This window comes from Nocardia sp. BSTN01, from assembly GCF_015354405.1.
Lineage (GTDB): Bacteria > Actinomycetota > Actinomycetes > Mycobacteriales > Mycobacteriaceae > Nocardia.
Window position 1 is genome coordinate 28316 of record NZ_JADKYP010000030.1, and the last position, 18893, is coordinate 47208.

The 18893-nt window shown below is 68.5% G+C and carries 20 protein-coding genes; 18 read left to right on the forward strand and 2 right to left on the reverse strand.

Annotated features, from left to right (window positions below):
• Positions 1 to 32: 32 nt before the first annotated feature.
• From IRT45_RS22395 to IRT45_RS22410, 4 genes are all read left to right on the forward strand, one after another.
• Positions 33 to 1022, forward strand: coding sequence for an ATP-binding cassette domain-containing protein (locus tag IRT45_RS22395; RefSeq protein WP_194807789.1), 990 nt, complete (start codon positions 33 to 35; stop codon positions 1020 to 1022).
• Positions 1019 to 1780: an ABC transporter permease gene (locus IRT45_RS22400; RefSeq protein ID WP_194807790.1), complete on the forward strand. Its 762-nt coding sequence runs from the start codon at positions 1019 to 1021 to the stop codon at positions 1778 to 1780. The genes IRT45_RS22395 and IRT45_RS22400 overlap by 4 nt, the downstream gene beginning before the upstream one ends.
• Before the next feature lie 183 nt (positions 1781 to 1963).
• A complete protein-coding gene (locus IRT45_RS22405; RefSeq protein WP_194807791.1) occupies positions 1964 to 2857 on the forward strand; it encodes a GNAT family N-acetyltransferase in 894 nt (297 codons plus the stop codon).
• Positions 2854 to 3858 carry a 1-acyl-sn-glycerol-3-phosphate acyltransferase gene (locus tag IRT45_RS22410; protein ID WP_228534778.1) on the forward strand — a complete coding sequence of 335 codons (1005 nt, stop codon included), beginning with the start codon at positions 2854 to 2856 and terminating at the stop codon, positions 3856 to 3858. The genes IRT45_RS22405 and IRT45_RS22410 overlap by 4 nt, the downstream gene beginning before the upstream one ends.
• 56 nt (positions 3859 to 3914) lie before the next feature.
• Here the strand turns inward: IRT45_RS22410 and IRT45_RS22415 are convergent, their stop codons facing one another.
• A complete protein-coding gene (locus tag IRT45_RS22415; RefSeq protein WP_309241099.1) occupies positions 3915 to 4598 on the reverse strand; it encodes a PAS and ANTAR domain-containing protein in 684 nt (227 codons plus the stop codon).
• Between the two features lie 724 nt (positions 4599 to 5322).
• Here IRT45_RS22415 and IRT45_RS22420 point away from each other — a divergent pair.
• From IRT45_RS22420 to IRT45_RS22430, 3 genes are all read left to right on the forward strand, one after another.
• Entirely contained in the window at positions 5323 to 6537 is a 1215-nt protein-coding gene (locus tag IRT45_RS22420) for a fused response regulator/phosphatase (RefSeq protein ID WP_309241100.1), read from the forward strand.
• Between the two features lie 74 nt (positions 6538 to 6611).
• Entirely contained in the window at positions 6612 to 8147 is a 1536-nt protein-coding gene (locus IRT45_RS22425) for a sensor histidine kinase (RefSeq protein WP_194807838.1), read from the forward strand.
• On the forward strand, positions 8144 to 8590 hold the full coding sequence (locus tag IRT45_RS22430; RefSeq protein WP_036504039.1) for a response regulator: 447 nt from the start codon (positions 8144 to 8146) through the stop codon (positions 8588 to 8590). Before IRT45_RS22425 ends, IRT45_RS22430 begins: the two co-directional genes overlap by 4 nt.
• A 36-nt stretch (positions 8591 to 8626) precedes the next feature.
• Here the strand turns inward: IRT45_RS22430 and IRT45_RS22435 are convergent, their stop codons facing one another.
• Positions 8627 to 8995 carry an STAS domain-containing protein gene (locus tag IRT45_RS22435; RefSeq protein ID WP_194807793.1) on the reverse strand — a complete coding sequence of 123 codons (369 nt, stop codon included), beginning with the start codon at positions 8993 to 8995 and terminating at the stop codon, positions 8627 to 8629.
• A gap of 233 nt (positions 8996 to 9228) precedes the next feature.
• On the opposite strand from IRT45_RS22435, the gene IRT45_RS22440 reads away from it, so the two are divergent.
• The 11 genes from IRT45_RS22440 (at position 9229) to IRT45_RS22490 (ending at position 18732) form a co-directional block, all read left to right on the forward strand.
• Positions 9229 to 9657, forward strand: a complete 429-nt coding sequence (locus IRT45_RS22440) for an ATP-binding protein (protein WP_228534779.1) — start codon at positions 9229 to 9231, stop codon at positions 9655 to 9657.
• The gene (locus IRT45_RS22445; protein WP_194807795.1) at positions 9647 to 10444 is read left to right on the forward strand and encodes an RNA polymerase sigma factor SigF; all 798 of its coding nucleotides are present in this window, start codon (positions 9647 to 9649) and stop codon (positions 10442 to 10444) included. The genes IRT45_RS22440 and IRT45_RS22445 overlap by 11 nt, the downstream gene beginning before the upstream one ends.
• Positions 10445 to 10543: 99 nt before the next feature.
• Positions 10544 to 11041 (forward strand): ATP-binding protein, encoded by a 498-nt coding sequence (locus tag IRT45_RS22450; protein ID WP_194807796.1) that lies wholly within the window; start codon positions 10544 to 10546, stop codon positions 11039 to 11041.
• A 187-nt stretch (positions 11042 to 11228) separates the two neighbouring features.
• Complete coding sequence (gene msrA / locus IRT45_RS22455; RefSeq protein ID WP_255535590.1) at positions 11229 to 11696, forward strand: peptide-methionine (S)-S-oxide reductase MsrA; 468 nt, start codon at positions 11229 to 11231, stop codon at positions 11694 to 11696.
• Between the two features lie 6 nt (positions 11697 to 11702).
• The gene (locus tag IRT45_RS22460; RefSeq protein ID WP_228534780.1) at positions 11703 to 12206 is read left to right on the forward strand and encodes a nitroreductase family deazaflavin-dependent oxidoreductase; all 504 of its coding nucleotides are present in this window, start codon (positions 11703 to 11705) and stop codon (positions 12204 to 12206) included.
• 147 nt (positions 12207 to 12353) lie between these two features.
• The gene (locus tag IRT45_RS22465; protein ID WP_194807797.1) at positions 12354 to 13610 is read left to right on the forward strand and encodes a transcriptional regulator; all 1257 of its coding nucleotides are present in this window, start codon (positions 12354 to 12356) and stop codon (positions 13608 to 13610) included.
• A gap of 153 nt (positions 13611 to 13763) precedes the next feature.
• On the forward strand, positions 13764 to 15281 hold the full coding sequence (adh, locus tag IRT45_RS22470) for an aldehyde dehydrogenase (RefSeq protein WP_036504035.1): 1518 nt from the start codon (positions 13764 to 13766) through the stop codon (positions 15279 to 15281).
• Complete coding sequence (locus tag IRT45_RS22475) at positions 15281 to 15676, forward strand: DUF779 domain-containing protein (RefSeq protein WP_194807798.1); 396 nt, start codon at positions 15281 to 15283, stop codon at positions 15674 to 15676. Before adh ends, IRT45_RS22475 begins: the two co-directional genes overlap by 1 nt.
• Before the next feature lie 163 nt (positions 15677 to 15839).
• Positions 15840 to 16622 (forward strand): (Fe-S)-binding protein, encoded by a 783-nt coding sequence (locus IRT45_RS22480; protein WP_194807799.1) that lies wholly within the window; start codon positions 15840 to 15842, stop codon positions 16620 to 16622.
• The gene (locus IRT45_RS22485; RefSeq protein WP_194807800.1) at positions 16619 to 18091 is read left to right on the forward strand and encodes a lactate utilization protein B; all 1473 of its coding nucleotides are present in this window, start codon (positions 16619 to 16621) and stop codon (positions 18089 to 18091) included. Before IRT45_RS22480 ends, IRT45_RS22485 begins: the two co-directional genes overlap by 4 nt.
• Positions 18088 to 18732, forward strand: coding sequence for an LUD domain-containing protein (locus IRT45_RS22490; protein WP_194807801.1), 645 nt, complete (start codon positions 18088 to 18090; stop codon positions 18730 to 18732). The genes IRT45_RS22485 and IRT45_RS22490 overlap by 4 nt, the downstream gene beginning before the upstream one ends.
• Positions 18733 to 18893 lie beyond the last annotated feature (161 nt).

Below are 18893 nucleotides of genomic sequence, written 5' to 3' on the forward strand. Positions count from 1 at the left end.
CTATTTGAGCCGTCCTTCCTACCGTGAGCGGTATGGAAACGACGGCTACCGTTCGTGACCGCACCCGCACCTCGGCGATCCGGGTGCGGGGGCTGGCACGGACGTTCACGACGAAAACAGGACCGGTGCAGGCCGTGAACGGCTTGGACTTCGAGGTCCGCGAAGGCGAGATCGTGGGACTGCTGGGTCCCAACGGCGCCGGTAAGACCACCACCCTGCGGATGATCGCGACGCTGCTCGCGCCGACCGCGGGCGAGGCGCGGATCGCCGACGCCGATCTGCGCCTGGCCCCGCGCGAGGTGCGGGCCCGCATCGGGTACGTCGCGCAGGGCGGCATGACCAACGACGAGGAGCTGGTCATCGACCAACTGGTCCTGCAGGCAAGGCTTTTCGGGCTGAGCAAGGCCGAGGCGACGGTCAGTGCCGAACATCTGCTGCGGACACTGGAACTCGACGGACTCGGCCGTCGCCGCTGCCGCGAACTGTCCGGTGGGCAGCGCCGCCGCGTCGACATCGCACTCGGCCTGGTGCATCGGCCGCGGCTGGTCTATTTGGACGAGCCGACCACCGGACTGGACCCGCAGAGCCGGGCGAACCTCTGGGACCACGTGCGGCGGTTGCGGTCCCAGGGCACGACGATCGTGCTCACCACGCACTACCTGGACGAAGCCGACGCGCTGTGCGACCGGATCCTGGTCATGGACCACGGCGGCATCGTCGCCTCCGGTACCCCGGACGAGCTGAAACGGCGGATCTCCGGCGATGTGATCAGCCTCGAGATCGCCGACGCGCAAGCGGATCTCGCGATCGAGATCGCCGATTCGGTGCTGGAGTTGCGCTCGAAACTGCGTGCCGACGGACTGGTTCATCTGACGGTGGCGCGCGGCGATGCCGCCGTCGTGCCGCTGCTGCGCGCACTGGACGAGCACGGCATCGTGCCCGGTGCGCTGACCGTGAAACGACCGAGCCTCGACGACGTGTTCCTCACCGTCACCGGGCGTTCGCTGCGGGAGGGAAAATGAGGTTTCTGCGGGAGACCGGGCTGGTGTTCTGGTCGCAACTGCGCACCCAGCTGCGCAATCCGGTGTGGGTGATCATCGGATTGAGTCAGCCCGTGCTGTACCTGGTGCTGTTCGGTCCGCTGGTGAAGGCGATCGCACCGGCGCTGGGCGCCGATACCGACCCGTGGAAGGTACTGACGCCGGCATTGGTGATCCAGGTCGGGCTGTTCGGGTCCATGTTCGCCGGGTTCGCGATGGTGCAGGAACTACGGGCCGGCGTGATCGAACGCCAGCGCGTCACCCCGGCCCACCGTGGCGCACTACTGGTGGGCCGGGTACTCAAGGATATGGTCGTGCTGATCGTGCAGGCGCTGGTCCTGGTCGCGGTCGCGATGGCGGCGTTCTCGTTGCGCCCCAACGCTTTCGGGCTGATCGCCTCGGTGCTGCTGATTTCGGTGATGGCCGCCGGTCTGGCCTCTGGCTCCTATGCCCTGGCACTGTGGGCGCGTTCGGAGGACACGCTGGCATCGGTGCTCAACAGTGTCTCGGTGCCGTTGATGTTGCTGTCGGGTATCCTGCTGCCGATGAGCCTGGCGCCGCACTGGCTGCGGATCGTCGCCGACGTCAATCCGTTCCAGCACACCGTCGAGGCCGCGCGGGCACTGTTCCGCGGTGATTTCGGGGTCACCGAGGTCTATCTGGGCACCGGTCTGACGGTGGCGGTCGCCGTCGCGCTGATGGTGGTCGGCGCTCGCAGCTTCGCCCGCGAGAACGCCTGAACCGCTGCTCAGCTCACCGCCGCCGCGCCGGTGCTCCGGCGCGGCGGTTTCGGTCGAGTGGGCCAACTCGGGGGAACGACGCAGTGAACGTTCGGTGTGACGGGGATCTCGTTCACCGGACTGGCATTCGCTCGACACTCGAACGTCGCCGCCTCGCCGAATCGGACTGGCTTCATCGACATCATGACGCCATCGTCCGTGCTGAACCCGACCCGCACGACAGGCCCAGGGGTGGCGGCGCCACAGTACTCCCTGGTTGTGTCCTCCGATCTCGACCATCGCCGCGCCGCGCAGCGGCTGCGCTACCGGGTGTTCGCCGGCGAACCCGGATTCGATATTCCCTTCAGTGCCGACGGCCTGGACGCCGACCGGTTCGACGAGCACTGCGACCATCTGCTCGTCCGCGACGAGGCGTCCGGCGACTTCGTCGGCTGCTATCGGATGCTGCCGCCCGACAAGGTGCGCGCGGCCGGCGGGTACTACACGGCGACCGAATTCGATCTGAGCGCCATGGACCCCGAGGGTCGCCGGATCGTCGAAATGGGCCGCGCCTGCGTGGTTCCGGACCATCGCAACGGCTCGGTGCTGACGCTGATGTGGGCCGGAATCCTGCACTACATCCAGCTCACCGGCTACGACTGGGTGATGGGCTGTGTCTCGGTGCCGATGCGCGACACGCCCGCCGATCCGCCCGGCGCCAACGTGGCCGCGGTCCGGGATCTGTTGCTGAGCAAGCACGCAGGTGATCCGGCTCGCCGCGTGCGCCCCTACCACCCGGTCGTGGTCGACGGCCGCGGCCTCGACGAACTGGACGCCCCGGCCCGGCCGAAACTTCCCCCGCTGCTGCGCGGTTATCTGCGCCTGGGCGCCGAGATCTGCGGTGAACCGGCCCACGACCCGGATTTCGGCGTCGCGGATTTCGTCGCCCTCCTGGGCCTGGAAACCATCAACACCCGCTACCTGGAACGCCTGCGGAGCGCCGCGGGAGCCATGGACGCTCGCGCGTCGGAAAGCACAGACGCTCGTGCGGACGCCGATGCCGCGCGGGCCCGCGATACGGGCGGAGGAGCACGATGACCGAGACAACCGACTTACGAAGCAGCGCGAACACCGTCGGCCCGGCGGTGGCCGACCCCGTCGGCGCGGCGCAGACGCCGTTCGATCCTCGGCCGATGGCGCAACCGCCGGCAGTCCACGCGTGGATGCCCGCGAGTCCGTGCGGCGCCGGCTGTGTGGCCGTGCCCGATACCGCGGGTGCGGTGCGGAGTGTGGCGCGGATCGCGGGTGTGGTGGGGTTGCTGGTGGCGTTTCCGGTGGTCAATGTGGTGACGCCGGCTGCCCGGCGGACGGGCTTGCATCGCCGGTACGCACGGGCCGTATTGCGCTGCTGCGGAATCGCTTTGCGAGTCGTCGACGAGCGTGGCGCGGTCGACGAGGGTGCGGTGCACGGCCCGGCGGATTCCGGGCGCGGTCTGCTGGTGGTGGCCGGGCACGTCGGATGGGCCGATGTGCTGGCGTTGGCGGCGGTCTCGCCGATGGGCTTCGTGGCCCGCGGCGATCTGGTGTCGTGGCCGGTGCTGGGGCAACTGGCCCGGCTCATGCGCGTGATCCCGATCGATCGGGAGCGGTTGCGGCAGTTGCCCGAGGTGATCGCGGCGATGTCGGCGCGACTGGCGGCGGGGGAGCGGGTCGGCATGTTCCCCGAGGGCACCACCTGGTGTGGCCGCGCCCACGGCCGGCTGCGCCCCGCCCTGTTCCAGGCCGCGGTCGACACCGTCACGCCGGTCCAGCCGGTCCGGCTGCGCTATCTGGACCCCACCGGCGAGACGTCGACGGTCCCCGGCTTCGTCGGCGTGGACACCTTCATCGACTCGGCCCGCCGCGTCCTGCGCGCCAAGGGGATCGTCGCCGAACTCGTCCTGCTGCCGATCGAGGAACCGGGCACCGATCGCCACGACCTGGCCGAGCGTTGCGATCGCGCCATCCGCGGCCGCACCGAAGTGCGTATCGACGCCCATGCGACGGCCATCGGCACCGGCCCGATCCGCGAGATCGTCGTCGCCGACGCGGCCTCCTGACCGCACGGGGAAGGTCGTCGCGCCGAGCCCCGCGGCCGGTGCGACGACCGGTGCGCTCAGTCGTGCGAGATGAGGCGGTGCGCGGTCAGAACGATATGGTCGACGCGACTGCGCAGGGCGGTGTTCTCGCCGTTGAGGCGGCGGAACTCGTGCACGAACTGCGCGGCCAGATCCCGCAGTTTGGTGTTGGTTTCCTGGGAACGCCAGCTCAGTACCCGGAACGCCTGTTCGGGGCTGATGCCGTAGGCCAGCGTCAGCGCGCCCTTGGCCTGTTCGATCACCGCGCGCGACTCGATCACCTCGGGCAGCACCTCCGACAGCGCGTCGTTGCGCTCCTCGGCGATCGTCTCGGTGACGTCGACGAAATATCCGCTGGCCCCGACCACCGTGCCATCGTCGTCGGTGAGCTGTTCGCCGACGACGATGATCTCGTGGGTGTCACCGCCGGTGTCGACGATGCGGTGCTGACCGCAGATCGGCTCGCCGGTTTTCACCGAGATCTCGATGCTGGCCGCCAGTTCCTCCCGGTCGTCCGGGTGTTTGTGCGACATGAGCAGTTCGGTGGTGGGTTCGGTGTCGGCGCTCGGATACCCGTACATCTGCGCCGCCTCGTCCGACCATTCCCAGCGCTGATCGGCGAACCAGAATCGGAACCAGCCGACATGATCGCAAGGTTGTGCGCCGAGCACGCTCGTCAAGGGGTGGAGCGGCGCGATGCGCGGCGACTGTTCCGTACTCACCTTCACAGTATCCGCTGTGTGGCGGTCGGGTGTTACGCCAGGTCGGACGGGATGTGACGTGCCCCGCGCGCGTTATCTGTTTGGTATGAGGGTTTCGGGGCATCTTGTCGTCGGTACACAGGACATCCACTTCGAGAGGACCGGGACAGTCGTGGTTGCGTTGCTCATGGTGATCGGCTCGGTATCACTGATCGTCATCGCGGTGCATGCGACGGTGGTCGCGGTATGGACGGCGAAATTGCGCCTTCGGCGCACCTCTGACGCCCTGCGCGGGGCGGCGCCTCTCGTAGCGAAAACCGTTGTACATCAGCCTCTTCTCCGGCCTCGTGCCGGTGCCGACGCGACGTCCTGATCGTGGCCTGCCCCCCGGTGCGCGCAGCGTGTTCGGCCGGGTTCCGATAGGATCGGCAAGCCTCACGGTCGAAAAACGGGCCGCTGAGCAAGTCGGCGTGCGCTCGAGCCGCCACTTCGTTGATCGGAGGCAGCATTGTCGAAGCGTGCCGTCCCAGGCACGGTTGCTGTTCCCTCGTCGCGGTCCGAGGCAGCCGGTGCGCTGCGGGCCGATACCGTGCGCATTCGTCGCATCGACGGTGCTCCGCGCCCCCGCACGGTCGCGGTGACGGAACAGACCCCGCGGTTTCGCGATGTATCCAGCCGTTCCGCGGGCCACTCGTCCGAGGGTCCGAATTCCGCATCCGTTCGAGACGAGAGCCGCGGTTCCACCGTGCGGCCACCCCTCGACGGCGTCACGCCGCTGGGCACCGCGTCGCCGCTCGGACAGACGATCCTGCTGGTCGAGGACGACCCGGGTGATGCCCTGCTGGTCGAGGAGCTCGTCGCCGACGGGGCGCCCGGCGTGCGCCTGGAACATGTGCGCTCGCTCGCCGAAGCGGGGGCGTGGCTGGCCGCGGGCCTGCCCGACTGCGTGCTGCTCGATCTGAATCTGCCCGATTCCCACGGCCTGGACGCGCTCGCGCAGTTGCGGGAATACACCGATCAGGTCGCGGTCGTGGTGATGACCGGCCTGGACGAAGAACAGACCGGGCTGGCCGCGATGGCCGCCGGCGCCCAGGACTATCTGGTGAAGGGCCGGGTCGAGCCGGAGTGGTTCGGCCGGGCCGTGCGCTATGCGATTCAGCGCAAGCAGGCCGAGCGCACCACCGCGGCCCTGCGCGCGAGCACCATGCGCGCCCAGGAGAACGCGCGCCTGGAACGCGGACTGCTCCCCAAACCGCTGCTGCGCGGTGCGCCGATCGTCGATGTGGTCTCGCGGTATCGCCCCGGTCGCGCGCATTCGCTGCTCGGCGGTGATTTCTACGACGTCGTGCAGGAGGCCGACGGCACGGTGCACGCGCTGATCGGCGATGTGGCCGGTCACGGCCCGGACGAGGCCGCGATCGGCGTGGGCCTGCGATTGGCTTGGCGCACACTGGTATTCAGCGGCATCACCGGACCTCGTCAGCTGCAGCTGCTGGAGGAGGTGCTGGTCGCCGAGCGCACCGGCCCTCAGACGTTCGCCACGCTCACCACGCTGTACGCCCCGCCCGGCCGAGGTGCCGTGGAGGTGATCCGGGCCGGTCATCCCGGCATGCTCGTGCATTCGCCGACCGGCACCGAATGGCTGGAGGTTGCGGGCGGACCGGCACTCGGCTTCATGCCCGGCATCGCGGACTGGCCGGTCACCGAAGTGACCGTGCCCCCCGGTACCGGACTGGTGCTGTTCACCGACGGCCTGTTCGAGGTGCGTACCGGCACCGGCGACTGGCTGGGCGAGGACGGCCTGCTCGCGATGGCGAAGGGAGTGTCGGTCGAACAGCCGGCCCGCTATCTCGACGAACTGCTGGGTCAGGTCGAATCCGCGGCCGCCCCGGCCGGAGGACTCGACGACGATCTGGCGATCGTCTATCTGCGCTGGCACGGGGGTGAGCAGGCCCGGTGAACGACGTCCGACACCGCGATGGGATCGTCGGCCGGCTCACCGCACAGACGTGGTTTCAGCTGGTCGTCGCCCTGATGCTCGTGGTGGTGATCGCCGGTGCGATCGCCGCCGCGCAAATGATCTCCCGCACCGACGCCATCGAAGACCGGCTGCTCGATCGTGCCCAGCCCGCCGCGACCGAGGCATACCGGCTACAGGCCGCCCTGATCAACCAGGAAACCGGCCTGCGCGGTTACGCGATCTCGGCCGACGAGCAGTTCCTGCAGCCCTACAACCAGGGTGTCGCCGACGAGGCCGCCGCCGCGGGACGGTTGCGTGAGGTGGCCGCCGGTCACACCACGCTGCTCGGCGATCTGGACGCCGTCGAGGCCGCTGCTCAGCGCTGGCGTACCGAATACGTGCAGCCGATGATCGCGGCGGCCGGCAAGGTGTCGCCGGCCGAATCCGCCGCCATGGTCACCCGGGGCAAGGGCCTGTTCGACGAGATACGCACGACGTTCGCCGTGCAGAACGCGGATTCGGCGGCCGCGATCGCCCGGGACCGCCACGACCTGGACAACGCGCGCACTCTGCGCGACGGTGTGCTGATCGCGGTGGTCGTCCTCATCCTGCTCACCGGCCTGGCGCTGACCGTGCTGATCCGGCGGCTGGTCGCCCGCCCGCTCGACGATCTCACCGAAGCGTCCCGGCGGGTGTCGGCCGGCGAATTCGATCATCACATCGAGGCGCACGGGCCGGCCGACCTGGCGACCGTCGCCGAGGCGGTCGAGGAGATGCGCGTGCGCATCGTCTCCGAACTGGGGTCCTCGCGGGCGCAGGAGGAACTACTCGCCCGGCAGGCCGACGATCTGGATCGCCAGACGGTGCAACTGCGCCGCTCGAATGCCGAGTTGGAGCAGTTCGCCTACGTCGCCTCCCACGACCTGCAGGAGCCGCTGCGCAAGGTCGCCGCGTTCTGCCAGCTACTGGAGAAGCGCTACGGCGATCAGCTCGACGAGCGGGCCAAACAGTACATCGACTACGCCGTCGACGGCGCCAAGCGGATGCAGCGGCTGATCAACGATCTGCTGACGTTTTCGCGCGTGGGCCGGGTGATCGAGGGCGACGAGGTCGTCGAACTGGACGCGATGCTGGATTCGGCATTGGACAACCTGTCCGGTGCGATCGAGGAATCCGGCGCGGTGATCGAGCGTCCGGAGCGGCTGCCCGAAATCTCGGGCCAGCCGACGCTGCTGACCATGCTGTGGCAGAACCTCATCGGCAACGCCGTGAAATTCCGTACCCCCGGCACCGCGCCGGTGGTGCGCATCGAATGCGAGCCGGGCGATCATCCGGACGAATGGCGTTTCTCGGTGTCCGACAACGGGATCGGTATCCCGCCGGAATTCGCGGACAAGGTCTTCGTGATCTTCCAGCGTCTGCACAACCGGGAGGATTACAGCGGCACCGGCATCGGCCTGGCGCTGTGCAAGAAGATCGTCGAGTATCACGGCGGCAATCTGTGGATCGATACCGAATACACCGGTGGCGCCCGATTCCGCTTCACCATGGCGACGCAGGCCGCCGGACCCGCATCCACCGAACTCGTATCCGAAGGAGCCGACGCATGACCGCACCGGTGAGCCAGCCCATCGACATCCTGCTCGTGGAGGACGATCCCGGCGACGAGCTGATGACCCGGGAGGCGTTCGAGGACAACAAGATCGGCAATACATTGCACGTCGCCCGCGACGGCCAGGAGGCGCTCGACTTCCTGTACCGGCAGGGGGAATTCGCGCAGGCGCCGCGGCCCGATCTGATTCTGCTCGATCTGAACCTGCCGAAATACGACGGCCGCCAGGTTCTGGAAAAGATCAAATCCGATCCGGACCTCAGCCATATTCCGGTGGTGGTGCTCACCACGTCGGCGGCCGAGGAGGACATTCTGCGCAGTTATCGGCTGCACGCGAACGCCTATGTGACCAAACCGGTCGACCTGGATCAATTCATCGCCGCGATCAAGCACATCGACGAATTCTTCGTTCAGGTCGTCCGGTTGCCACGCCAGCGATGAAGCCGGCGGCGAGAAACGCGCCGGATGGGCGCCGGATCAGGCCGAGGTGGTCTGCTCCGGCGCGGCCAGGGCGTCCGCGACCGTCGGGAACAGCCGCAGCAACGCGTCCAGCGCCGTCACCTCGATCGGGCGCCGCACCGCGGGCGACGCGACCACCCTCAGGCCTCCCGTCGCGGTGGACTGCGAAGTGGCGAGCAGTACGCTCAGCCCGGCCGACCCGAGGAAGCCGACCTCGGTCATGTCCAGCACCACGGTCGTGGGCTCGGCCTGCAGCGCCTGGTCGAGGGCCGATTGCAGCTCCGGCGCGGAGTTCATGTCCACTTCACCGGCCACGGTCACGACCACGGCCGAACCTTCCGTGCGCTGCTCGGTGCGCAGCAGCGGCGACACCCGTTCGCCGCTCATCGGGTCGACCCCAGCGCGAGGCGATTCGTACCGCATTTCGCCACTTCGATACCTCCGGCGTATTTCGATCTGCGCCGCTGTCCGCGGCGTGGCGACGATTCGCCGCTGACCAACATACCCGTTTCGGCGCGATCCGAACGGGGGCCTTCACTTCGATCGGAGGGCGCCGGGCGGGCGCTCGCGTACGCTGTGAAATCGTTTCGCGGCACGATATTTGGGAGCAACGAATGGGCATGGTCGAGAAAGTGTCCCCGGACGCGGGGACCACTGCGGTCGGATTCCAGGTACCGGCCGATGCGGCGCAATTGATGATGGTCCGGGCATTGACCGAAACCGTCGCTCTGGTCGCCGATTTCGGTATCGATGAGGCCACCGATATCCGTCTGGCCGTCGACGAGGTGGTCAGCGCGCTGATCGTGGACGCGGCCGCCGAATCGGTGATCGATTGCACATTCACCGCGACCGAAACCACCATGGACGTGCGCGTAGCCGCCGTCACCACGACCGCGGGCAGCCCGGATACCAACAGCTTCGGCTGGCATATCGTCTCGACGCTGACCCAGTGGGTGAAGACCGAGAGTTCGGACTACGACGCATCCGTGGGCGGGCACCCGACCGTCGTCGAGTTCCGCTGGGCACGTGGCGGAACCGATGTCGACTGAGAACGGTTCGGGCACCGCGCGCCATCCCGACGGTTACGACGACGTCGCCCCGCTGTTCGTCGAGCTCGCCGCCCTGCCCGAGGACGACCCGGAGCACGACCGGCTGCGCGAACGCATCATCAACCGGTGTCTGCCGCTGGCCGAGCACATCGCGCGCAAGTTCAGCGGGCGCGGCGAGAACTTCGAGGATCTCCTGCAGATCGCCCGAGTGGGCCTGGTCGCGGCCGTCGACCGGTTCGATCCCACGCAGGGGTCGCCGTTCCTGGCCTTCGCGGTGCCGACGGTGATGGGCGAGGTGCGCCGCCACTTCCGCGATCACACCTGGGCGCTGCGGGTGCCCCGGCGGATCAAGGAGATCCAGACCGCGCTGGGACCGACCGTGGAGACGCTGTCGCAACGGCTGGGCCGGATGCCGCGGGCGCGGGAGATCGCCGAGGAGATGGACGCCGATCTGGGTGAGGTGACGCAGGCGCTGATCGCCCGCAACGCCTATCAGACCCAATCGCTGGACACGCCTACCTCGGAGGACGACAGCCGTTCCGGGAATGCGATCCTCGACACGCTGGGTGACGTGGATCCGACTTTCGGCTCGATCGACGACACTCTGACGGTGAAGCCGCTTATCGATGCCCTGCCGGAGAAGGAGCGGTACGTGCTGACCATGCGTTTCTTCGGCGGAATGACGCAGGAGCAGATCGCGCGGGAACTCGGCTGTTCCCAGATGCAGGTGTCGCGGATCCTGACGAGAACGCTCAAACAGCTGCGCGAGAAAGCGCTGCGCGACTGAGGTAGGCCGACGGCGTCGCATGGCGTGCGGGAAAGGGGGTATCGCGGATGCCGAGGAGATCATCGAGTGGAGATCATCGGTTGCGATCGGAATGAGGACATGAGCGGATTTCCAGATCCCCCGGGCGACCCCGCCCCAGGGCCCGCGATACGCGAGCCGCACCCGCTACGGGTGGCCCCCTTCGAGGCGAATTTCCCGTCGCAGGCCGACCGGATCGCCGAGGTGCGCCACGATCTGCGGGCCTGGCTCGAGCGCGGGGGAATCGGCTCGGAACAGATCTACGATCTGTTGCTGGCGGTGGACGAGGCCTGCACGAATGCCGTGGAGCACGGCTACCGCCAGGGTGCCGGCATGGTGGGTCTGCGCGGGGAGATCAGCGGGTCGGACCTGTACCTGACCATCGTCGACCACGGCAGCTGGGAACCTCGCGCGGAGGTTCCGGATCCGGTGCGCGGGCGGGGACTGTCGATCATGCGCGCTCTGGTGCGCGATGTCGAGATCACCACCGGCGCCGACGGCACCCGCGTCGCGATGCACACCGAAATAGTCTCGGCGCCAACGGGTTCCGAGTCGACCGCGGGGTACGACCGGGGGTAGTCCGTTAATACCCGCGGCGAGCGGGTATGCGGTAGGCAGAAGGCGGGCGAGGCGGGCGCCGCGGCGGGATTTTTCGGGCCCCCACCGGGGTTGTACCGGTGCGAGACTTGGGGCGGGGACCCGATTCGAAGGAGGAAGCGTGACCGACACGCGCACGGCGATTCTGGCAGGCGGATGCTTCTGGGGTATGGAGGAGCTGATCCGCAAGCAGCCGGGTGTGATTTCCACGCGCGTCGGATACACCGGCGGGCGCAACGATCACCCCACCTACCGCAACCATCCGGGCCATGCCGAGGCCGTGGAGATCGTCTACGACCCCGCGCGCACCGACTACCGGGCCCTGCTCGAGTTCTTCTTCCAGATCCACGATCCGTCGACGAAGGATCGCCAGGGCAACGACGTCGGCAGCAGCTATCGGTCCGCGATCTTCTATCTCGACGACGAGCAGAAGGCGGTCGCGCTGGACACGATCGCCGATGTGGACGCCTCCGGGCTGTGGCCGGGCAAGGTGGTCACCGAGGTGACCCCGGCGTCCGATTTCTGGGAGGCCGAACCGGAGCACCAGGACTACCTGCAGCGTTATCCGAACGGCTACACCTGCCACTTCCCCCGGCCGGGCTGGAAACTGCCCAAGCGCGCCGCGACCCCGCAGTAGGCCGGCATGTCGGACCGCACTCGTCGCTCACGTATCGGCAATCCACTGTCGGCCCTGGGACGCGCGATCGCCCGCATCCCGTGGGTGATGCGCACCGGTCCGGTCGTGATCGTGCTGGAACGCGTCATCCGCCGGCTCACCGGCGGCCGGCACGGCGTACTCGACCTGGCGGGTCTGCCGTCGATGGAGCTGACGGTGCGCGGACGTAAATCCGGGTTGCCACGGACGGTGTCGCTGCTGTACGTGCCGGACGGGCCCGAGCGATATCTGCTGATCGGGTCCAACTGGGGGCGGCCGGAACATCCGTCCTGGTCGGCGAATCTGGCCGCCGCCTCCGACGCCGAAATACACAGTGGCGGAAGGCGAATCAAGGTGCGGGTCCGGCAGCTGAGCGGATCCGAGCGTGAGGACGCCTGGGCTCGCGCGGTGGCCTATTGGCCCGGATACACCATGGAACAGCGTCTGGCGGGCACGCGCCGGTTCCGGCTGTTCGAATTGACGCCCATCTGAGCCGAGTTCGACGGTGCGCACCGGCCGGTTTCGCTCCCGCGGCGGGGCGGCCTGCTGGACAATGGGGCCGAGCCGACGATGTGCGGCCCGGCCCCAGGTACCGCCGGAACGCATGGCGCGGACCGAGCGGCGACGGGTGAGATGCGGATGCGATCAGGACAGGACAGTGCTCTGCTGCGGCGACGCGCGGCACTGGAACGGCAGTGGGCGCGTTGGGTTCCGAGCCCGCGCGAGCTCCCGGCGACCCCGGCCGTGTGTTCTCTCGATGCTCCCGATGCCGATGCGGCGCAGCCCCGGGCCGATGTGGCGCAGTCCTGGGTGCGATCGCGCGCGTTCGTCGATCCGGCCACCGACTGCGCGCCCGCCGTGGCCGGCGATGTCGCGTCGAAATGGGCCGATTCGCCGCTGCGCGGACCGATCGCCGAACTCTCCGATCAACTGCACAGCATCACCCACGACGCCGGATTCGTCGCCGCCGTCACCGACGAAGCGGGAACCATCCTGTGGTCCGACGGCGGTCAGGTGATGCGACGGCGTGCCGAGCGGGTCGGCTTCACCCCCGGCGGTCGCTGGGACGAGAACCACATGGGCACCAACGCGCTGTCGCTGGCATTGCACACCGGGCGCCCGAGCAGTGTGTTCTCCGCCGAACATCTGGTCGAAGCGTTGCACGGCTGGGTCTGCTACTGCGCGCCGATCCGGGACGCGGGCGGCCGGCAGCTCGGCGTGCTGGATCTGTCCACCACCTGGGATCGTTCGCATCCGCTGGCCATGTCCACGGTGTTGTCGCTCACCGCCGCGGTGGAGGCGAAACTGCAAGGCGGCGTGGCGAATACGGCCGCGGGCGTGCGGCTGGAATGTCTCGGCGCCGCCGGACTGACCAGGGGCGGGCGGCCGCTGCGGTTGCGCCGCCGGCTGCTCGAAATCCTGACCCTGCTGGCCCTCGAACCCGACGGCTACACCCCGGAACGGTTGCAGCTGGCCGTCTACGGCGACCGGCCCACCGGTTCCAGCACGCTCAAGGCCGACGTCTCACATCTGCGCCGCGCCACCGGCGGCGATATCAGCAATCGGGTCTATCGGCTGACCACACCGGTGTCCTGCGATGCCACCGATATGCTCGCCGCCCTGGCGACCGGGGACACCGCCACCGCCGTGCGGCTGTATCGCGGCCCGCTGCTGCCGGGCTCGCAGACACCGGGCATCGTCGAATGGCGCGAACACCTCGAAGTCGGTATCCGCACCGCGGTCCTGTCGGCCGGTGAGGCCGAATACGCCCTGGACTACGGCGCGAAAGCGCCCGGTGACATCGAGATCCACGAACACGCGCTGCGGCTGCTACCCGCCCGCGACGCGCGCCGCGCGGTGGCCGCCGCGCGTTTGCACAGCGCACTGCGCAGCTGATCGGCGCTGCGAAGTCGATCGGGCGCTGCGAAGCTGATCGCGACGCGCCCGCCGCGTTCAACCTTGTGCCAACCCTCGCGGCCCATAGTGGTCCACATCACGGCGAGCCCTGTCGTGATGCGACCCTTCGTGACTCATCGAGGAGCACCCGTCATGATCTACGCCAAGCCCGGCGCCGAAGGCAGCATCGTCTCCTACGCCGACCGCTACGACAACTTCATCGGTGGCGAATGGACGGCACCGGTCGAGGGCAGATACTTCGAGAATCCGTCGCCGGTCGACGGGGAAACCTTCTGTGAGGTGGCGCGATCCTCGGCCGCGGACGTGGAATCGGCGTTGGATGCCGCGCACGGTGCCGCCGACGCGTGGGGTGCGACCTCGGCCGCCGATCGCGCCAACATCCTGAACAAGATCGCCGACCGGATCGAGGCGAATCTCGACCAGCTGGCCGTCGCCGAAACCTGGGACAACGGCAAGCCGGTGCGTGAAACCCTGGCCGCCGACCTGCCGCTGGCCGTCGACCACTTCCGCTACTTCGCCGGGGCCATTCGCGCCCAGGAAGGTGGCGTCAGCGAGATCGACGCCGACACCATCGCCTACCACTTCCACGAGCCGCTGGGTGTGGTCGGTCAGATCATCCCGTGGAACTTCCCGATCCTGATGGCGACCTGGAAGCTGGCGCCGGCGCTGGCCGCGGGAAACGCGGTGGTGCTCAAGCCCGCCGAGCAGACCCCGGCCTCCATCATGAAGGTGGTCGAGCTGATCGCCGATCTGCTTCCGCCGGGAGTTCTCAACGTGGTCAACGGTTTCGGCGTCGAAACCGGTAAGCCGCTGGCGTCGAGCCCGCGGGTGGCGAAGGTGGCGTTCACCGGTGAGACGACCACCGGCCGGCTGATCATGCAGTACGCCAGCGAGAACATCATCCCCGTCACCCTCGAGCTGGGCGGCAAGAGCCCCAACATCTTCCTGCCCGATGTGATGGCCGCCGACGACGCGTTCCTGGACAAGGCGGTCGAGGGCTTCGTGATGTTCGCGCTGAACCAGGGCGAGGTGTGCACCTGCCCGTCGCGCGCGCTGATCCACTCCTCCATCTACGACGAGTTCATGGCGCGCTGCCTGGAGCGGACCAAGGCGATCGTCAGCGGCAATCCGCTCGACAGCGAGACCATGATCGGCGCGCAGGCGAGCAACGACCAGTACGAAAAGATCCTGTCCTACATCGACATCGGGCGCAAAGAAGGCGCCGAGGTGCTCACCGGCGGTAGCCAGCGCAAGGTCGACGGCCTGCCGAACGGTTTCTACGTCGAGCCGACGGTGCTGAAGGGCACCAACGACATGCGGGTGTTCCAGGAGGAGATCTTCGGGCCGGTCGTCGCGGTGACCACCTTCGATTCGACCGAGGAGGCGCTCGCGATCGCCAACGACACCCTCTACGGCCTCGGCGCGGGCGTGTGGAGCCGCGACGGCAACACCGCCTACCGCCTGGGCCGCGGCATCAAGGCCGGCCGGGTGTGGACCAACTGCTACCACGCCTACCCGGCGCACGCGGCCTTCGGCGGCTACAAGAAGTCCGGTATCGGCCGCGAGAACCACCGCATGATGCTCGATCACTACCAGCAGACCAAGAACCTGCTGGTGAGCTACTCGCCGAACAAACTCGGCTTCTTCTGATGGGTACCCGCGTCGACCTGACCGAGGCCGCGCAGACATTGCTGGACGATCTGATTCGTCAGCACGGGCCGGTCATGTTCCATCAGTCCGGCGGGTGTTGTGACGGCAGCGCGCCGATGTGCTTCCCGCGCGGGGAATTCCGCGTGGGCGCCTCGGATGTACTGCTCGACCGGGTCGGCGCCGATACCCCGTTCTGGATGAGCGCCGATCAGTACGAGTACTGGAAGCACACCTATCTGACCGTCGACGTGGTTCCCGGGCGGGGGAGCGGGTTCTCGCTCGAAGCTCCCGAGGGGGTGCGGTTCCTGATCCGGTCCCGGCTGCTCACCGATGCCGAAGTGGCCGAACTCGATTCCGAACCGCCGCCGCTCACCGGGGCGGATGCGGTGAGTTGACGCATGCCGCCGGCGAGGCGGATCCGCGGCCCACACGGCCCGTAGATCCGCCTCGCCGCGGTGCGTGCGGCGTATTCTGGCCGGGATCGTCCGCCAGTATCCGTATCGAGGTGCCGCTCGAGAACAGTGCCCGGCCCGCGGCATCGGTGACGAGAGGGGCCGCATGTCGGCGCGTACGGCATTGTTCATCACCTGTGTCAACGACGTCATGTATCCGGGAACCGGCCGGGCGGCGGTGGCGTTGCTGCGCCGGCTCGGCGTCGAGGTCGACTTTCCGATGGCCCAGAGTTGTTGCGGCCAAATGCATGCCAACACCGGCTACCGGGCCGACACCGCGAAGATGGCCCGGCATTTCGTCTCGGTGTTCGGTGACTACGACCGGATCGTCGTGCCGTCGGCCTCGTGTGGCGCGGCGCCCGGCGAGTTCTACCGGGTGGTGGCCGAGCAGGTCGGCGACGACGCGCTGGCCCGCGATGCCGAGGCGCTGCTGCCCAGAATCCGGGAGCTGACCGAATTCCTCACCGACGATCTGGGTGTCGTCGATGTGGGCGCCTATTTCCCGCATCGGGTGACCTATCATCCGACCTGCCATTCGCTACGCGTGCAACGCATCGGCGACCGCCCCTACCGATTGTTGCGCGCGGTGGCCGGGCTCGATCTGGTCGAATTGCCCGCGGCCGACGAATGCTGCGGATTCGGCGGCACCTTCTCGGTGAAGAATGCCGCCGCCTCCGGCGCGATGAACGCCGACAAGGCGGCGCACGTGCGCGAGACGGGCGCGAGTGTGGTGACCGCCGTGGACAATTCGTGCCTGATGAACATCGGCGGGCGTCTGGCCGCCGACGCGACCGCGGTGCGCGATCTGCATCTGGTGGAAATCCTGGCGCGCACGAAGGCCGACGGGCCGATGCCCGGGCTGCCGGTGGCCGCGGGAGCCCGCTCGTGAGCAAGAGTTTCGTCGGCTGGCCGCCGTTCCCGCAGGCCGCGCGGACCGCGACCGCGGACGACCGGTTGCGCGCCAATGTGCACCGTGCCACCCACACCATCCGCGCCAAGCGCGACGCCCTGGTGGCCGAACGACCGGACTGGGAGGAACTGCGCACCGCCGCGGCCGCGGTCAAGGACGAGGTGCTGCGCCGTCTCGACATCTATCTGGAGCGACTGGCCGGTGCGGTGGAAGGCGCTGGGGGAGTGGTCCATTGGGCAACCGATGCCGCCGAGGCCAACGCCGTCGTCACCGCACTGGTCCGGGCGACCGGCGAGAAGGAGATCGTCAAGGCCAAATCCATGCTGTCGGAGGAGATCGGCCTGGACGAGGCGCTGACGGCGGCCGGAATCGACACCCGCGAAACCGATCTCGCCGAGATCATCCTGCAATTGGGCGACGATCTGCCCTCTCATATCGTGGTGCCGTCGATGCACCTGAACCGCAGCCAGATTCGCGACATCTTCCGCCGCGAGATGGGCAAGCACGGCCGTCCCGCGCCGGACGATCTGACCGACGATCCGCAGGCGCTCGCCGATGCGTCGCGGCTGCATCTGCGGGAGAAGTTCCTGCGCGCGAAGGTCGGCATCACCGGCGCGAATTTCCTTGTCGCCGAGAGCGGAACGGTGGTGATGGTGGAGTCGGAGGGTAACGGGCGGATGTGCCTGACCCTGCCCGAGACGCTGATCACGGTGGCCGGCATCGAGAAGGTGATTCCGAGCTGGCGCGATCTGGAGATCTATCTGGAGTTGCTGGCCCGCAGCGCGACGGGGGAGCGGATGTCGCCGTATGTGTCGACCTGGACCGGCGTCACCGCCCAGGACGGTCCCTCGGTCTTCCACCTGGTCCTGGTGGACAACGGCCGAACCCGCGCGCTGCGCGACGAGCTCGGGCGGGAAGCGTTGCGCTGCATCCGCTGTGGCGCCTGCATGAATATCTGCCCGGTCTACGAACGCACCGGCGGACAGGCTTACGGTTCGGTCTATCCGGGGCCGATCGGTGCCATTCTCAACCCGTTGCTGAAGGGCGCCGACGATCCGCAGACCGCCTCGCTGCCGTATGCGTCGGCGCTGTGCGGGGCCTGCGACGACGTCTGCCCGGTCCGTATCGATATCACCGGGAATCTGCTGGCCCTGCGCCATCGGGTGGCCGAGGGTGAGGCGGCGGTGAAGCATCGGGTCGAGCGGGCGGCCTTCGACGCGATGGCGGGATTCATGAGCCATCCGGCGCTGTGGGGTGCGGCCGTGCGTTCGGCGGCGCGCATCGGCGTCGCGGTCCCGAAGCGGCATCTGCCCGGTCCGCTGGGCGGGTGGACCGACAGCCGGCGGGTCCCCGACATCCCCGCCGAATCGTTTCGCCGCTGGTGGGCGCGCACCGACGGCGGCCGCCACGACGACGAGAGCGCCAACGACGAGGGGGGCGGCTCGTGAATGCGCGCGAGACGATTCTGCGACGCGTCCGCGAGGCCATCGGCGAACCGGTGGACGCGGTCGCCGTGCCGCGCGACTATCTGCGGACCGCGCCGGGAGTCGACCCAGACGATCGTGGCGCGATCCTGGAGCTGTTCGAACAGCGACTGGAACGCTATGGCGCTCAAGTGCGTCGGACCACCCTGGCCGGGGTCGCCGCGACCGTGGACCGGGAGCTGCGGAACGCGTCGGCGCGGGTGGTGCTGACGCCGCCCGGACTGCCGGACATCTGGACGGCCCTGTGGGCGGACCGCTCCGAGCACCGCGTCGTGACCGACGATCCGCCGCTGACGACGCTCGAACTGGACGCGGTCGACGCGGTCGTGACCACCTGCGCCGCGGCGATCGCGCAATCGGGCACGATCGTCCTGGACGGCGACGCCGGACAGGGCCGCCGCGCGCCCACCCTCGTCCCGGACTGTCACGTCTGCGTGGTCCACGCCGAACAGGTGAAAACCGCACTGCCGGAGGTCGTTCCGCGTCTCGACCCGCGCCGCCCGACCACCTGGATCAGCGGTCCGTCGGCCACCGTGGATATCGAGATGACCCGCGTGCAGGGTGTGCACGGGCCCAGGCGATTGCTCGTGATCCTGGTGGAGTGAGAACAGCCCGAACCGCCTTCCCTTCCGCTGTCACGGACGAGGGCAGGACGCCTGGCCTGCGATCAGGGACCGGCCGCGTGGATCGGCAGGGTGTAGGCGGCCGATGGCTGATCGTGGTACATCTCCGGATGGGCGGCCGTCATCGACTCCGGCACAGTGCG

Coding starts and splice junctions, on each gene's coding strand:
- IRT45_RS22400 (WP_194807790.1), top strand. CDS start 1,019: ATGAGGTTTCTGCGGGAGACCGGGCTGGTGTTCTGGTCGCAACTGCGC.
- IRT45_RS22430 (WP_036504039.1), top strand. CDS start 8,144: ATGACCGCACCGGTGAGCCAGCCCATCGACATCCTGCTCGTGGAGGAC.
- IRT45_RS22475 (WP_194807798.1), top strand. CDS start 15,281: ATGGGTACCCGCGTCGACCTGACCGAGGCCGCGCAGACATTGCTGGAC.
- IRT45_RS22445 (WP_194807795.1), top strand. CDS start 9,647: ATGTCGACTGAGAACGGTTCGGGCACCGCGCGCCATCCCGACGGTTAC.
- IRT45_RS22410 (WP_228534778.1), top strand. CDS start 2,854: ATGACCGAGACAACCGACTTACGAAGCAGCGCGAACACCGTCGGCCCG.
- IRT45_RS22405 (WP_194807791.1), top strand. CDS start 1,964: ATGACGCCATCGTCCGTGCTGAACCCGACCCGCACGACAGGCCCAGGG.
- IRT45_RS22395 (WP_194807789.1), top strand. CDS start 33: ATGGAAACGACGGCTACCGTTCGTGACCGCACCCGCACCTCGGCGATC.
- IRT45_RS22440 (WP_228534779.1), top strand. CDS start 9,229: ATGGTCGAGAAAGTGTCCCCGGACGCGGGGACCACTGCGGTCGGATTC.
- IRT45_RS22425 (WP_194807838.1), top strand. CDS start 6,612: ATGCTCGTGGTGGTGATCGCCGGTGCGATCGCCGCCGCGCAAATGATC.
- IRT45_RS22465 (WP_194807797.1), top strand. CDS start 12,354: ATGCGATCAGGACAGGACAGTGCTCTGCTGCGGCGACGCGCGGCACTG.
- IRT45_RS22435 (WP_194807793.1), bottom strand. CDS start 8,995: ATGAGCGGCGAACGGGTGTCGCCGCTGCTGCGCACCGAGCAGCGCACG.
- IRT45_RS22460 (WP_228534780.1), top strand. CDS start 11,703: ATGTCGGACCGCACTCGTCGCTCACGTATCGGCAATCCACTGTCGGCC.
- msrA (WP_255535590.1), top strand. CDS start 11,229: ATGGAGGAGCTGATCCGCAAGCAGCCGGGTGTGATTTCCACGCGCGTC.
- adh (WP_036504035.1), top strand. CDS start 13,764: ATGATCTACGCCAAGCCCGGCGCCGAAGGCAGCATCGTCTCCTACGCC.
- IRT45_RS22480 (WP_194807799.1), top strand. CDS start 15,840: ATGTCGGCGCGTACGGCATTGTTCATCACCTGTGTCAACGACGTCATG.
- IRT45_RS22450 (WP_194807796.1), top strand. CDS start 10,544: ATGAGCGGATTTCCAGATCCCCCGGGCGACCCCGCCCCAGGGCCCGCG.